Annotated in this window: 16 protein-coding genes; 8 read left to right on the forward strand and 8 right to left on the reverse strand. The window is 70.1% G+C overall.

What is annotated here, in order from left to right; translation table 11 throughout:
* Positions 1-56 precede the first annotated feature (56 nt).
* From HL658_RS14250 to HL658_RS14270, 5 genes are read left to right on the forward strand one after another with little or no spacing between them, the layout of a single operon-like run.
* On the forward strand, positions 57-1,409 hold the full coding sequence (locus tag HL658_RS14250; RefSeq protein ID WP_343055106.1) for a nitrous oxide reductase family maturation protein NosD: 1,353 nt from the start codon (positions 57-59) through the stop codon (positions 1,407-1,409).
* Positions 1,406-2,329: an ABC transporter ATP-binding protein gene (locus HL658_RS14255; protein ID WP_180282760.1), complete on the forward strand. Its 924-nt coding sequence runs from the start codon at positions 1,406-1,408 to the stop codon at positions 2,327-2,329. Before HL658_RS14250 ends, HL658_RS14255 begins: the two co-directional genes overlap by 4 nt.
* 4 nt (positions 2,330-2,333) lie before the next feature.
* On the forward strand, positions 2,334-3,164 hold the full coding sequence (locus tag HL658_RS14260; RefSeq protein ID WP_180282761.1) for an ABC transporter permease: 831 nt from the start codon (positions 2,334-2,336) through the stop codon (positions 3,162-3,164).
* Complete coding sequence (locus HL658_RS14265) at positions 3,164-3,742, forward strand: nitrous oxide reductase accessory protein NosL (protein ID WP_180282762.1); 579 nt, start codon at positions 3,164-3,166, stop codon at positions 3,740-3,742. The genes HL658_RS14260 and HL658_RS14265 overlap by 1 nt, the downstream gene beginning before the upstream one ends.
* On the forward strand, positions 3,739-4,734 hold the full coding sequence (locus tag HL658_RS14270) for an FAD:protein FMN transferase (protein ID WP_180282763.1): 996 nt from the start codon (positions 3,739-3,741) through the stop codon (positions 4,732-4,734). Before HL658_RS14265 ends, HL658_RS14270 begins: the two co-directional genes overlap by 4 nt.
* 18 nt (positions 4,735-4,752) lie before the next feature.
* On the opposite strand, the gene HL658_RS37095 is transcribed toward HL658_RS14270, so the two are convergent.
* From HL658_RS37095 to HL658_RS14285, 3 genes are read right to left on the reverse strand one after another with little or no spacing between them, the layout of a single operon-like run.
* Positions 4,753-5,103, reverse strand: a complete 351-nt coding sequence (locus tag HL658_RS37095; RefSeq protein ID WP_180282764.1) for an Atu4866 domain-containing protein — start codon at positions 5,101-5,103, stop codon at positions 4,753-4,755.
* On the reverse strand, positions 5,100-5,588 hold the full coding sequence (locus HL658_RS14280) for a carboxymuconolactone decarboxylase family protein (RefSeq protein ID WP_180282765.1): 489 nt from the start codon (positions 5,586-5,588) through the stop codon (positions 5,100-5,102). Before HL658_RS14280 ends, HL658_RS37095 begins: the two co-directional genes overlap by 4 nt.
* A 10-nt stretch (positions 5,589-5,598) precedes the next feature.
* Positions 5,599-6,324, reverse strand: a complete 726-nt coding sequence (locus HL658_RS14285) for an SDR family oxidoreductase (RefSeq protein ID WP_180282766.1) — start codon at positions 6,322-6,324, stop codon at positions 5,599-5,601.
* Between the two features lie 118 nt (positions 6,325-6,442).
* Here HL658_RS14285 and HL658_RS14290 point away from each other — a divergent pair, with 118 nt between their 5' ends.
* The gene (locus HL658_RS14290) at positions 6,443-7,333 is read left to right on the forward strand and encodes a LysR family transcriptional regulator (protein ID WP_180282767.1); all 891 of its coding nucleotides are present in this window, start codon (positions 6,443-6,445) and stop codon (positions 7,331-7,333) included.
* Positions 7,334-7,371: 38 nt separating this feature from the next.
* Here HL658_RS14290 and HL658_RS14295 read toward each other — a convergent pair whose 3' ends face one another.
* The 5 genes from HL658_RS14295 to gntR form a co-directional block, all read right to left on the reverse strand.
* On the reverse strand, positions 7,372-7,731 hold the full coding sequence (locus HL658_RS14295; RefSeq protein WP_180282768.1) for a type II toxin-antitoxin system PemK/MazF family toxin: 360 nt from the start codon (positions 7,729-7,731) through the stop codon (positions 7,372-7,374).
* Entirely contained in the window at positions 7,728-7,955 is a 228-nt protein-coding gene (locus HL658_RS14300; protein WP_180282769.1) for an antitoxin MazE family protein, read from the reverse strand. Before HL658_RS14300 ends, HL658_RS14295 begins: the two co-directional genes overlap by 4 nt.
* A 69-nt stretch (positions 7,956-8,024) precedes the next feature.
* Positions 8,025-8,816 carry an enoyl-CoA hydratase/isomerase family protein gene (locus HL658_RS14305; RefSeq protein WP_246337613.1) on the reverse strand — a complete coding sequence of 264 codons (792 nt, stop codon included), beginning with the start codon at positions 8,814-8,816 and terminating at the stop codon, positions 8,025-8,027.
* A gap of 41 nt (positions 8,817-8,857) precedes the next feature.
* Positions 8,858-9,916, reverse strand: coding sequence for a ketopantoate reductase family protein (locus HL658_RS14310; protein ID WP_180282771.1), 1,059 nt, complete (start codon positions 9,914-9,916; stop codon positions 8,858-8,860).
* A gap of 168 nt (positions 9,917-10,084) precedes the next feature.
* Positions 10,085-11,113, reverse strand: a complete 1,029-nt coding sequence (gene gntR, locus HL658_RS14315; RefSeq protein ID WP_180282772.1) for an HTH-type transcriptional regulator GntR — start codon at positions 11,111-11,113, stop codon at positions 10,085-10,087.
* 193 nt (positions 11,114-11,306) lie between these two features.
* Between gntR and HL658_RS14320 the strand changes: the two genes are divergently transcribed.
* Complete coding sequence (locus HL658_RS14320; protein WP_211109735.1) at positions 11,307-11,852, forward strand: TRAP transporter small permease; 546 nt, start codon at positions 11,307-11,309, stop codon at positions 11,850-11,852.
* Positions 11,853-11,856: 4 nt separating this feature from the next.
* The gene (locus HL658_RS14325; protein ID WP_180282773.1) at positions 11,857-13,137 is read left to right on the forward strand and encodes a TRAP transporter large permease subunit; all 1,281 of its coding nucleotides are present in this window, start codon (positions 11,857-11,859) and stop codon (positions 13,135-13,137) included.
* Positions 13,138-13,141: the final 4 nt, after the last annotated feature.

Here is a 13,141-nt window from a genome sequence, read left to right on the forward strand (position 1 = left end):
GAGGGTTTGGGTGGGGGCCCAACTCCAACACGCCCCCCAACCGCGGACACACCCCCGTGCTCAACCGCCTCCCCCTCCTCGCCCCTCTCCTCCTCGCCACGCCGGCGCTGGCCGCCACCGTTCCGGTGGCGCCCGGCGGGCTGGCGGCGGCGCTTGAGGCGGCGTCCCCGGGCGACGTGCTGGTGCTGCGCCCCGGCACCCACGACGGCCCGGTGCGCGTCACCGTCCCGGTGACGCTGGCGGGCGAGCCGGGTGCGGTGGTCGCCGGTACGGGTACGGGGCACGTCGTCCACGTCACCGCCCCCGGCGTCACCATCCGGGGGCTGGAGATCAAAGGCTCCGGCACCAGCCTGTTCGACCAGCACGCCGGCGTCTTCCTGGGCAAGGAGGCCGAGGGTGCGGTGGTCGAAGACAACCGCATCACCGGCAACCTGATCGGGGTGTATGTCTGGGGCGCCAAGGACAGCCTCGTCCGTGGCAACCTCGTGCAGGGGCGCAGGGATCTGCGGGTCAGCGAGCGCGGCAACGGCATCCAGCTCTGGAACGCGCCGGGCACGCGGGTGATCGGCAACACGGTGCGCGACGGGCGCGACGGCATCTTCGTCACCACCAGCAAGCGCAACCTGTTCCAGGGCAACCGGTTCGAGCGGGTGCGCTTCGCCGTCCACTACATGTACACGAACCAGAGCGAGGTGTCGGACAACGTCTCCGTCGGCAACGATGTCGGCTACGCCATCATGTACTCCAACGAGCTGACGATCCGGAACAACCGGTCCGAGCGCGACCGCGAGCACGGCTTCCTTTTCAACTACGCCAACAGCGCGCTGATCGAGGGCAACACGGTCGCCGGCCGCTTCCAGGCCGGGGACATGGCGGAGCGGGAGACGGTCGCCGACAAGGACATGCCGCGCGATCTGGACGGCCCCGACCGCGGCCGGCGCTTCGGCACCTGGAAATGCGTCTTCATCTACAACGCCAACAAGAACCGCTTCGCCGGCAACCGGTTCGAGGGCTGCGAGATCGGCGTGCACTTCACCGCCGGGTCCGAGCGCAACACCCTGACCGGCAACGCCTTCATCGACAACCGCACCCAGGTCAAATACGTCGGCACCCGTCACCTCGACTGGTCGTACGGCGGGCGCGGCAACTACTGGAGCGACAACGCCGCCTTCGACCTGAACGGCGACGGCATCGCGGACGAGGCGTACCGTCCCAACGATGTGATCGACCGCGTGATGTGGGCCTACCCCGCCGCCAAGCTGCTGATGAACGGTCCCGGCGTGCAGGTGGTGCGCTGGGCGCAGAAGCAGTTCCCCGCCCTGCACCCCGGCGGCGTCATCGACAGCGCCCCCCTGATGAATCCGCCTGCCGCCGGTGTCCAGGTCGCCACACGAAAGGTCCAGCCATGACCGCAACCGACACCACCATCGACGTCGCCGGCCTCACCAAACGCTACGGCCGGCAGATCGCCGTCCGCGACGTGGATCTGACGCTGCGGGCCGGCGAGTGCGTCGCCATGGTCGGCCACAACGGTGCCGGCAAGAGCTCGCTGATCAAGCTGATGCTGGGCCTGACCACCCCGACCGAGGGCAGCCTGCGCGTGCTGGGGGCGGACCCGTCGAGCGCCGCGGCGGCGGAGGTGCGGCGGCGCGTCGGCTTCCTGCCGGAGAATGTCGCCTTCCACCCCGCCATGACCGGGCGGGAGTGCCTGGACTTCTACGCCCGCCTGAAAGGGTTGGCGCGGGCCGGCAACGACGCCCTGCTGGAGCGGGTGGGGCTGGAGCCCGCCGCCGCGAAGCGCCGCGTCGGCACCTACTCCAAGGGCATGCGCCAGCGCCTCGGTCTCGCCCAGGCGCTGCTCGGCGATCCGCGCGTGCTGTTCCTGGACGAGCCGACCACCGGCCTCGACCCCGCCCTGCGCCAGGGCTTCTACGACATCGTGCGCGAGCGGCGCGACGGCGGGGCGACCGTGCTGCTGTGCAGCCACGCGTTGACCGAGCTGGAGGGGCAGGCCGACCGCGTGGTGGTGATGAACCGCGGCCGCAAGGTGGCCGAAGGCTCGCTTTCCACGTTGCGCACGCTCGCCCGGCTTCCCGTACGCATCCGCCTGACGGTGGCGGAGGAGGCGTACGGCGCGCTGGCCGCCGCGGCCGGTGGCTTGACCCGCCTGCCCGGCGGGGTGGTGGAGCTGGTCTGTGCCAACGACGACAAGGTGGATGTGGTCCGCCGCGTCACCTGCACCGGGGTGGCCCTGACCGACATCGACATCGTCCAGCCCAGCCTGGACGACATGTACGCCCATTTCCTGCGTCAGGACGCGGCGGAGTAGACCCATGCACAGCATGCTCATCATCGCCGGCAAGGAGCTGCGCGAATCGCTCCGCAACCGCTGGGTCGTGGCGACCACGCTGCTGATGGCGGCGCTGGCCCTGACGCTGGCCTTCCTGGGTGCCGCCCCCACCGGCACCGTGGGGGTCGGGCGGCTGGAGGTGACGATCGTCAGCCTGTCCAGCCTGACCATCTTCCTGCTGCCCCTGATCGCCCTGCTGCTGTCCTTCGACGCCGTGGTGGGAGAGATCGACCGCGGGACGATGACGCTGCTGCTGTCCTACCCGGTGGCCCGGTGGCAGGTGCTGCTCGGCAAGTTCCTGGGCCACGCGACGGTCATCGCCATCGCCACCACGGTGGGCTACGGCGCCGCCGGGCTGGCGCTGCGCTTGTCCGGCACGGAAATCGACGCGGAGGGCTGGCGGGCGCTCGGCGGGATGATCGGGTCGAGCGTGCTGCTGGGGGCCGCCTTCACCGCCCTCGGCTACCTCGCCAGCACGGCCGTGCGCGACCGCGGCACGGCGGCCGGCCTTGCCGTCGCCATCTGGCTGCTCTTCGTCCTGCTGTACGACATGGGGCTGCTGGGGCTGCTGGTCGCCGACGGCGGGCGTACGGTGACGGCCGAGGTCGTCAACTGGCTGCTGCTTGCCAACCCCGCCGACACCTACCGCCTGTTCAACCTGACCGGTTTCCAGAACGTCAGCCTGTACGCCGGCACCGCGGGGCTCGCCGCGCAGGTGCAGGTGCCCCCCGCCGCCCTGCTGGCCGTGCTCGCCGCCTGGGTGGCCGGGCCGCTGGCGCTGGCGTCCTTCCTCTTCTCCCGGAGGCAGATCTGATGCGCTCTCCCTTGTCCGCGGCGCTGCTCGCCGCCACGCTGTTGCTCCCGCTGTCCGCCTGCATGGAGGACCGCGGGTCCGACGAGCTTCCGCTGCCGCAGGTGGTGACGGAGGATGCGGTCGGTCATTACTGCGGCATGACCCTGGTCGACCATCCCGGCCCGAAGGGTCAGATCATCCTGAAGGGCAGCGACCGGCCGGTCTGGATGTCGTCGGTGCGCGACACCTTCGCCTTCACCATGCTGCCGGAGGAGCCGAAGGACGTCCGCGCCATCTACGTCACCGACCTCGGCCGCGCCGCCGACCCCGCCAACCCCGACCTGACCGCCTGGGTGGAAGCGCGCAAGGCGTGGTACGTGCTGGGCAGCCGCTTCCGTGGCGGCATGGGGGCCAGCGAACCCGCACCCTTCGCCGACGAGGCGGCGGCACAAAGCTTCGCCGCGTCGCATGGCGGCCGGGTCGTCCGCTTCGCCGAGGTGCCGGACACCGCGATCCTCTGGCCGGAGGCGGAGCCGGCCGCCACCGCGGACGACGGCGGGATGAAGCACGGCGCGCACCCGACACCGGGGGCGTCATGACACGCCTCCTGTCCCGCCGCCGCGTGCTGGCCATCGGTGCGGCGGCGGCCGGTCTGGCGCTGCTGCCCAATGGCGCGCGTGCGGCCGGAGCGGCGCTCCGGGTCTGGCGAGGCACCGCGCTGGGAGCCTCCGCCAGCATCACCCTGCACCACCCCGACAGTGCGGAAGCCGACCGGCTGATCGCCCTGTGCCTCGACGAGATCGCGCGGCTGGAGCGGGTGTTCAGCCTGTACCGCGCGGATTCCGCGCTCGCCCGCCTGAACCGGGACGGCGAGCTGCGCGACCCGCCGGCCGATCTGGTGCGCCTGCTGTCTGAGGCCGCCATGCTGTCCGAACAAAGCGATGGCGCCTTCGACGTGACGGTGCAGCCGCTCTGGCAGCTCCACGCCACGCATTTCGGCCGTCCGGGCGCCGATCCCGCGGGGCCGCCCCCGTCCGCGGTCACCGCCACCCTGCGCCTTGTCGGACACCGCGGGCTGCGGATCGCGTCGGACCGGGTGTGGTTCGACCGGCGCGGCATGGCCGTGACCCTGAACGGCATCGCCCAGGGCTGCATCACCGACCGGGTTGCCGACCTGCTGCGCGCGCATGGCATGCGCAACGTGCTGTTGGACCTGGGGGAGGTGCGGGCGCTCGACCGGCATCCGGACGGGCGCCCCTGGTCGGTCGGGCTGGAACGGGTGGGCAGGCCGGGATCGCCCTCCCCTGCCCTGACCATCGAGGACGCGGCGGTCGCCACATCCGCCGGGTATGGAACCGGCTTCGGCCCGCGTGGGCGGTTCACCCATCTGTTCGATCCGGCAACCGGCGCCTCCCCCGGCCACTGGCGCTCGGTGACGGTGGTGGCACCGACCGCGACCACCGCGGACGCGCTGTCCACGACGCTCAGCGTCCTGCCCCCCGCGCGGGTCGCCGCCCTCCTCGCCGCGACTCCCCAGGCGACCGCGTACCTGACGCGTCCCGACGGCACGGTGGTTACGGCCGGAGGATGAGGGCGATGCTCCGCTCCGTCATTTCCGGCGATGCAGGATCATGCCGCCGTGGTGGAGCACGCCGTCGATGAACGTGCCGTCGGCGGTGAAGCCGGTGTCGTCCCAATAGTCGATGTGGTTGCCCCGGACCTCGTAGCGCCCCTGATAGGCGCTTTCCCGATCGCCGCGGGCCTCGTCGTAGCGGCCGTTCGGCAGCAGATTGTGACGGACATGCCAGTCGGCGGTGACCCACATGCCGACGTAGGGGTGGTTCTGCCGCGCGTCGGCGGCGGAGGCCTGGTGCGTGTTCATGGCGGCCTGGACTTTCGGTTGGATGAGGACGGCGGGGGCGAGCGCGACGACGAGCGCGAGTTGTCGGAGACGGCTCATGGTGTCGTCCCCCCACCCCCGGGCCGGGCGGCTGCCCGCTCGGCGAAAAGCTCGGAGAGCGTCTGCGACGCCTCGATGGCGCGTGGGAAGCCGGCCACCACGGTGACCATGTAGACGACTTCCTTCAGCTCATCCGCGGGGACGCCGATGTTGAGCGCGTAGCCGGCGTGGACCTTCATCAGCGCCGTCTGTCCGGTGGCGGCGAAGGCCGCCACTGCGGAGAGCTGCCGCGTCCGGTTGTCGAGGCCGGGTCGCGACCAGACATCGCCGAGCGCGTAGGCCTCCGTAGCGTCGGCCAGGAAGGGGAACTCCCGCCGCATGCTTTCGAGCACCGGCTGGGGCTGGCCGTGGTTGAGGCTGCGGATCACGGCGTCGCCGCGCTGGCGCCGCTCCTCCGTGCTGTCGGCGATGGCGGGGGCCGGTGCCACGGCGATGAGCAGGGCCGCGGCGGCATCGCGAAGGGATGCCGGCATGGTCAAGGTCATGATCACCTCCTCAGGTGCTGGCGGTCGGACGCACGACGATCTCGTTCACGTCCACGTCGTCGGGCTGCTCGATCGCGAACCGGACGGCGCGGGCGATGGCGTCCGGCTTGAGCGCGATCGCGCGGTAGCTCCGCATCGCCTCGGCGGCGACCGGGTCGGTGATGGTGTCGGCAAGCTCGCTCTCCACGACGCCCGGATGGACACAGGTGACGCGCAGCGCCCTGTTCTCCTGCCGCAGCCCGTCGGAGATCGCGCGGACGGCGTGTTTGGTGGCGCAGTACACGGCGGCCGTCGGGACGACCGAGAGCGCGCCGATCGACGCGATGTTGATGATGTGGCCCGAACCACGGGCGGTCATCTCCGGCAGCACGGCGGCGATGCCGTAGAGCACGCCCTTGATGTTGACATCGACCATCCGTTCCCACTCCTCGACCTTCATCGAGGCCATCAGGGACAGGGGCATCACACCGGCGTTGTTGACGATCACGTCCACGCGCCCCCAGGCCTCGCGCGCCGCGTCGGCGAAGGCGGCGACGCTCGCCCGGTCGGTCACGTCGAGCGGGCGCGCCAGCACCCTGCCCCCGGCGGCGTTCAGTTCGGCGGCGAGCGCCTCCAGCCGCTCCACCCGCCGCGCGCCCAGCATGACGCTCGCCCCGGCGGCGGCGAGCTCACGGGCGATCCCGGCACCGATGCCGCTGGACGCGCCGGTGATGAGGACGACTTTGTCGATGGTCATCGGTCTGGCTCCTTGCAGGTTCCGTTGGTACGGGCAAACGCTTGCCCCGAAGATGGACCCGCGCCATTGTCGTGATAAGACGACAATCAATAACCATCTTGGTAAGCAGCTCTAACTAATGGAACCCGATCTCAACGCACTCGCCACCTTCGCCCTGGTCGCCGAGGAGCGGAGCTTCCGGGCCGCGGCCGACCGGCTCGGCGTGACCCGCTCCGCCGTCAGCCAGACGATCCGGCGGCTGGAGGAGGAGCTCGGCATCGCCCTGGTCCTGCGTACGACGCGCAGCGTCAGCCTGACCGAGGCCGGTGAACGGCTGCATGCGGAGATCGCTCCGGCGGTCGCCGACATCCGCACTGCGCTCGAACGGACGGAGCTGGTGAAGGGACGCCCGCGTGGACGGTTGCGGCTCGCCGTGTCGTCGATCGCCGAACACTTCCTCTCCGGGCCGTTTCTCGCGGCCTTCATCGAGCGCAACCCCGAGGTGGAGCTCGACATCACCGTGACCGACGAGGAGTTCGACATCGTCGCGGAAGGCTTCGACGCCGGCGTGCGCCTGGGGGAGGTGATCGAGCAGGACATGATCGCGGTGCCGGTGGCGGGGGACGAGCGGCAACTGGCCGTCTGTGCGCCGTCCTACCGCGACCGCTGCGGGGTGCCGTCACACCCGGCGCAACTCGCGACGCATGTCTGCATCGGCTGGCGGCCGTCGCCGAAGGCCGCCCCGTACCGCTGGGAATTCGCCGAAGGCGGGAAGGAGTTCAGCGTCGCCGTCGCGCCGAAGATCACGACGAACGACATGGCGCTCATGATCAAGCTCGCCACCGCCGGCGTCGGCATCACCTTCGGGATGGAACAGAGTTTCCGCCGCCTGATCGACCGGGGTGAACTGGTGGCCATCCTCGAGGACTACTGCCCATACTTCGCCGGGTTCTATCTCTACTATCCCAGCCGCAACGTCGCGCCGAAGCTCCGCGTCCTCGTCGAGCACCTGAAGCGGCGTCCAGGGTGATGCCGGGTGGCCTTGACGGATTGGCGATACGGCGTCGGTCACCCACCGGCCGGGTCGTCGGCGGGCTGGCTTCCCGCGAACCCGAGGAAGACGAGCATCGCCTGCCCGATCCATGCCACATGCTCGGCCTCGAGCCGACCGACCCGCCGCCCGAGCTTCGCGCGTGGCACCGTCGTCAGCTTGTCGGCCATCAGGCGCGACGGCCGGGCAAGGCCGTTCGCCTCGGACGGCTCCACCACGCGCCGGAACAGGGGGGCGGGCGTTTCGTTGCTCGTCAGCGGACAGACGGTGACCGATGCCGTCCCGCTGAAACGGTCGTCCTGCAGGATGACGACGGGGCGGGGTTTCCCCGCGTAGTCCGGGCCCCCGGCAAGGGTCCAGATGTCCCCCCGCCTCATTCGTCGTCGCCCAGGGAACCCCACCCGACGGAGTCGAGGAACGCTTGGTCGTCCGCCTCCTGCGGGCTGTTGGCGACGGCCAGGGACTGCCGCCGGGCCTCGGCCGCGAACCCCGGAGCCCGAACGTCCGGCACCCAAATCTGCACCGGACGCAGTCCTTGCGCCCGCAGCCGCGCGCGGTGCGCCCTGACCTTCTCGCGTGACGACTTCCGCACCGCGCCCATGACAACCTCCGCCGGGTTTCATGTAACTTGGTCGGGCGGTGCCACCCTGTCAACAGGGTCGGGCGCGGGTCAGCCGGTGGAGCGTGGTGCCGAACGCATTCCGGCGATCGCCCGCGCGGCGGCGTCGACATGATCCTCGTGCAGCCAGCTCTCGACGAAGCCGGCGAGTTCGGCCGCCTCGCGCTCGGCACGCGGCAACCCCAGCCGTTCGGCCAGGGCCTGCGCCTTGAAGGCGCGCATGACCTGCGGCCGCTGGTGGCTCCAGCCCTCCAGCCAGCCCATGATGAATGCGTCGAAGGCGATGTCGGCGGGCGCCACGGCGCTGGCGAGCCCGAGGCCCACGGCTTCGGCCGCCGGCACCATGCGGCTGGACGCCAGAAGCTCCATCGCCCGCGCCGTGCCGACCAGCCGCATCAGGTCGATGCCGCCGCCCCAGGCGGTGGGAATGGCGAGCCGTCCCTGAAGGAAGGCGATGCGGATGTGGGCAGCCGCGAGCCGCAGGTCGCAGGCCATCGCCAGCTCCGCTCCGCCGCCGAAGGCGTCGCCGTTCAGCGCCGCCACCACCGGCACCGGGAAGCGCCGCACGCTGTCGAGTGCCGCGCGCGCCAGGAGGGTCATCTCCTCGATGGCTTCCGCCGTCACCAGCCCCTGCAATTCGTGCAGGTCGCCGCCGGCGGCGAAGGCGCGGTCGCCGGCCCCGGTCAGCACCGCCGCCGTCAGCGTCCTGTCGCCGGCATGGGCCTCGAACGCGGCCTTCAGCGCCACCAGCGTGTCGCGGCTCAGCGCGTTGCGCTTGTCCGCCCGGTTGATGGTCACGCGCAGGATGGATCCCATGCGTTCGGTCAGCACCAAGGCGTTCATCACCCTTCCCACTCCCTCTCCCCCGGCCCGGCCACGGCCGGTCACACGTCGTACAGCAGCTCGGGGGAAGGCGCCACCTCGCCGCGCTCGACGCGGCGCACGATCTCCACCAGCCGTTCGTGGGTGGGTGCGGTCACGCCGGCTTCCTTGGCCTTGGCGACGATGAAGCCGTTCAGCTCGCCGATCTCCGTGCGCCGGCCCTTCGCCATGTCCTGCGCCATGGACGGGCGTTGCAGGTTGCTGCGCGCCTGGGCGCTGGTGCCCTTCACCATGTGCGCCTCGACCGCCACCAGCGCCGCCTCGTCCCCTTCGGACGCGGCGAGCAGCAGGCCGGGCTCGATGCCGGTGATGCGCTCCAGATCGTAGCCGAGCGCCCGCCCGACCTTGACCGCCTCGCCGCCCAGCCGGATGACGACGCGGCGGATGATGGGGTGGGCGTCGCGCGCGTTGCCGCCCATGCCGGTGGCGGCGCTGACCCCGTTGCGCATGCCGTTCACGCACAGCTTGGACCAGCGCACGCCCCACAGGTTGGTCGTGGCCGCGGCGCCGTCGATGGGGGCGAACAGGGCGCGCAGCTCCTCCACCCGGGGCGTCACCCGCCCATGCACCTCGCCGACGATGATCGAGGCGTGGTCGAGGTCGAGCGGCATGGTCCGGCGGATGCGGCCCGGCTCGTACAGGTCGACGGCGAAGTTGTTGGCGAGGATGCAGCCCACCGTGCGGCCCCAGCCGACCACGCCGGCGATGGTCTCCTCGTTGATGGAGTTCTGCGCCGACACCACGTAGCCCTGGGCCGCCAGATAGGGCCGGATGAGGACAGTGGACCATTCGGTGTCATAGGACTTGGCAGCGACGATGGCGATGTCGATGGGGCGCTGTTTGGACAGGCCCTGCACCTCGGTGATGTGCATCGTCGGCACCGCGACCGTGCAGTCCTCCGCCTCCGTCATGCCGGAGAGTTGCAGCCCCTGGCGCCGGATGGTCTCGACATGTTCGGGCCAGGGGTCGATCAGCGTGACGTCCTGGCCCGTGCGCGCCAGATGCCCGCCGAGATAGCCCCCCACCGCCCCGGCGCCGATGATCGCGATGCGCTTGCCCATTGCCCTTGCCGCCTTTTTGATTGCCACGCACGGGATGCGGACACCGGCTGTGCGGCAGCGCCCTTTCGGGGCTTTCCTGAGCCGGACAACACAACTCACGCTATCGAAGGGGCATCGAAGCGTCAACGACGGGGGCCGCGGTCGGTCGCCACAGGGTCGGTCGCTCCGTCAGCCGCTGGCGCGCCGCACCAAGCTGAAGCCCAAGTCGATGCGGCGCGCGCTGGTCGGGGTGCCCTCGATCCGCGCGAGCAGGAGCCGGGTCGCCTCGCGGCCGATCTGGTAGCGGGGCGTGCGCACGGTGGTCAGCGGTGTCGATGCCCAGGCGGAAGCGTTCAGATCGTGGAAGCCCACCACGGCGAGACGGTCCGGCACCGCGACACCGCGCTGGCTGCATTGGAACACCGCGCCCTGCGCCAGATCGTCGTTGCACACGAACACGGCATCGCAGTCCGGTGCCTGGTTCAGCAGGCGCTCCACCAGCTCCGCCCCGAGCGGTATGGACGAGTGGTCGGGAACCCGCAGGTCGAGTCCGGGATCATAGAGCCCGGCCTCCGCCAGCACCTCGCGGCAGCCCTCGCAGCGCCGCAGCGATCGCGGGTCGAGCTGCGACGCGATGATGCCGATGCGCCGGCGGCCGCGGCCCAGCAGGTAACGGGCGACCGCCCGCCCCGCCTCGGCGTTCGAGTAGCCCACCCACCACAGATCCTCGCGGTCGCTGTGGTCCATCATATGGACGGTAGGTAGCCCCTGGCCGTCGATCATCGTCCGCACCGCCTCGCTCTGGTCGACCCCGGTCAGGAGGATGCCGTCGGGCACATAGCCGAGATGGGCGCGCAGCATCCGCTCCTCGGCGTCGGGCTGGTCATAGCCGGTGATCGCGATCAGCATCTGGTAGTCGGCGGCGTCCAGCACCTCCTTGATGCCGACCAGCACATCGACGAACACGTTGTTGGTCAGGGACGGGATGAGCGCCAGGATCGTCATCGAGCGGGCCGAGGCCAGGGCGCTCGCCGCCCGGCTCGGCACATAGCCCAGCCGCCGGCTGACCTCCACGATGCGGCTGTGGAGCTCCGGCGAAACCTTTCCTGGGGCGCGGAACGCGCGGGACACCGTGATGGCGCTGACCCCGACCTCCTTGGCGACGTCGGCCATGGTCACCCGTCCGGTGAAGGATGCCCTGCTCTTGCGCGTCTGCATCAATCGATCCCCTTTCCATCAATATGCACACCGAATTGATGCTTTACAACACGATATGTCACCGCTAACATGCGCGCCAACAGCAAAAAGCCTTGTTGTCGTGCCAGCGCTTGCATCGTCGGGGGATCCGAGGGGCCGATGGATGTGCTGGGAATGTTAGCGGTAGCACGACCAAGCGGCAGGGAGAACCAGCGTGCACATCGACAAACCGCCCAGGCCCGAATCGGCGGCCGGCCAAGTCGTCGGCCTTTTCTTCCGAGCGTTGGAGTATGTGATCGCGGCGTGCCTCGCCGCCATGGTCGTGCTCGTCTTTTCCAACGTGGTGATGCGTTATCTGTTCGGGACCGGCATCGCCGAGGGCGAGGAGCTCGCCCGTCTCTGCTTCGTCTGGCTCATCTTCATCGGCGCGACGCTGGCGGTGCGCGAGCACGGGCACATCGGGGTGGACATGGTGGTGCGCCGGATGTCGCCGGCGGTCCGGCGCGTCTGCCTGCTGGTCAACCACGCGCTCGTCCTCTGGGCGCTGTGGATGCTCGGCGAAGGAAGCTGGACGATGACGATGATCGGGCTGGACAGTGTCCTGCCGGTGACCGGCATCTCGACCGCGGTGTTCGGAGCCGCCGGCGTGTTCCTGGCAGTGACCATGTCGCTGATCCTCATCGCAGACGTTTGGGCGGTCCTGAGCGGGCGCGCCGGCACCCTGGTCGACGTGAGCGCGTCGGCCGGCCACGGGGAGTGAAGCCGTGATCGTCGCCATTTTTCTTGTTTCCCTGCTGGGCCTGATGGTGCTCGGCATGCCCATCGCCTTCGCTCTGATGCTGAGCGGCATGGCGATGATGGCCTATCTCGACTATTTCGACGCGCAGCTCCTGGCGCAGAACATGATCAGCGGGGCCGACAACTTCCCGCTGATGGCGGTGCCCTTCTTCATGCTGGCGGGCGAGCTGATGAACGCCGGTGGCCTGTCGCAGCGCATCGTCCGGCTGGCCGTCAGCATGGTCGGCCATTTGCGGGGTGGGTTGGGCTATGTGGTGATCGCCGCCGCCGTGGTACTGGCCAGCCTGTCCGGCTCGGCCATCGCCGACACCGCGGCCCTCGCCGCCCTGCTGGTGCCGATGATGCGCGACAACGGCTACGAGGCGGGCACCGCCACCAGCCTGATCGCGTCGGGAGGCATCATCGCCCCGATCATCCCGCCGTCCCTGCCGTTCATCCTGTTCGGCGTCGCGACCAACGTGTCGATCACCAAACTGTTCTTCGCGGGCATCGTGCCCGGGCTGTGCATGGGATTGACGCTGGTGGCCATCTGGTCGTGGAAGTCGCGCACCGCGATGACCGTGAAGACCCAGCCCAAGCAGTCCTGGCCGGACCGGCTGGCGGCGCTGCGCGACGCCGGATGGGCGTTGCTGCTGCCGGTGATCATCATCGGCGGCTTGCGCGGCGGCATCTTCACGCCCACCGAGGCGGCTGTGGTCGCCGCCGTGTACGCGCTGGTCGTCAGCCTCTTCATCTACCGCGAGCTGAGGGTGCGGGACCTGCTGCCGCTGTTCATCGCGTCGGCGAAGACGACGGCGGTCGTGCTGTTCCTGTGCGCGGCGGCCCTGGTCACGTCCTACATGATCACGCTGGCGCAGCTGCCGCAGCAGATCATCGAAATGATGGGTCCGCTGATCGATCAGCCCAAGCTCCTGATGTTCATGATCGTCATCCTGCTGACCCTGGTCGGCACCGCGCTCGACCTGACGCCGACCATTCTCATCCTCGGGCCGGTGCTGACGCCGCTGGCGGTGAAGGCGGGGATCGATCCGGTCTATTTCGGCGTGATGTTCGTGCTGGTCGGCTGCATCGGCCTGCTGACGCCGCCGGTCGGCACGGTTCTCAACACCGCCTGCGGCGTCGCGAAGATCCGCATGGAGGACGCCATCGTCGGTGTCCTGCCTTATGTCACCGCCTACACCGGCCTGGCGATCCTGTTCATCCTGTTCCCGGAGATCATCACCGTGCCCGCACGGTGGCTGCACTAACCAA

Origin of the sequence: Azospirillum oleiclasticum, from assembly GCF_013423485.1 — a bacterium.
GTDB classification, from domain to species: Bacteria; Pseudomonadota; Alphaproteobacteria; order Azospirillales; family Azospirillaceae; genus Azospirillum; species Azospirillum oleiclasticum.

Bases quoted from the DNA above. Each gene is read 5' to 3' on its own strand.
- HL658_RS14255 (WP_180282760.1), top strand. From the start codon at position 1,406: ATGACCGCAACCGACACCACCATCGACGTCGCCGGCCTCACCAAACGC.
- HL658_RS14260 (WP_180282761.1), top strand. From the start codon at position 2,334: ATGCACAGCATGCTCATCATCGCCGGCAAGGAGCTGCGCGAATCGCTC.
- HL658_RS14265 (WP_180282762.1), top strand. From the start codon at position 3,164: ATGCGCTCTCCCTTGTCCGCGGCGCTGCTCGCCGCCACGCTGTTGCTC.
- HL658_RS14270 (WP_180282763.1), top strand. From the start codon at position 3,739: ATGACACGCCTCCTGTCCCGCCGCCGCGTGCTGGCCATCGGTGCGGCG.
- HL658_RS37095 (WP_180282764.1), bottom strand. From the start codon at position 5,103: ATGAGCCGTCTCCGACAACTCGCGCTCGTCGTCGCGCTCGCCCCCGCC.
- HL658_RS14280 (WP_180282765.1), bottom strand. From the start codon at position 5,588: ATGACCTTGACCATGCCGGCATCCCTTCGCGATGCCGCCGCGGCCCTG.
- HL658_RS14285 (WP_180282766.1), bottom strand. From the start codon at position 6,324: ATGACCATCGACAAAGTCGTCCTCATCACCGGCGCGTCCAGCGGCATC.
- HL658_RS14290 (WP_180282767.1), top strand. From the start codon at position 6,443: ATGGAACCCGATCTCAACGCACTCGCCACCTTCGCCCTGGTCGCCGAG.
- HL658_RS14295 (WP_180282768.1), bottom strand. From the start codon at position 7,731: ATGAGGCGGGGGGACATCTGGACCCTTGCCGGGGGCCCGGACTACGCG.
- HL658_RS14300 (WP_180282769.1), bottom strand. From the start codon at position 7,955: ATGGGCGCGGTGCGGAAGTCGTCACGCGAGAAGGTCAGGGCGCACCGC.
- HL658_RS14305 (WP_246337613.1), bottom strand. From the start codon at position 8,816: ATGAACGCCTTGGTGCTGACCGAACGCATGGGATCCATCCTGCGCGTG.
- HL658_RS14310 (WP_180282771.1), bottom strand. From the start codon at position 9,916: ATGGGCAAGCGCATCGCGATCATCGGCGCCGGGGCGGTGGGGGGCTAT.
- gntR (WP_180282772.1), bottom strand. From the start codon at position 11,113: ATGCAGACGCGCAAGAGCAGGGCATCCTTCACCGGACGGGTGACCATG.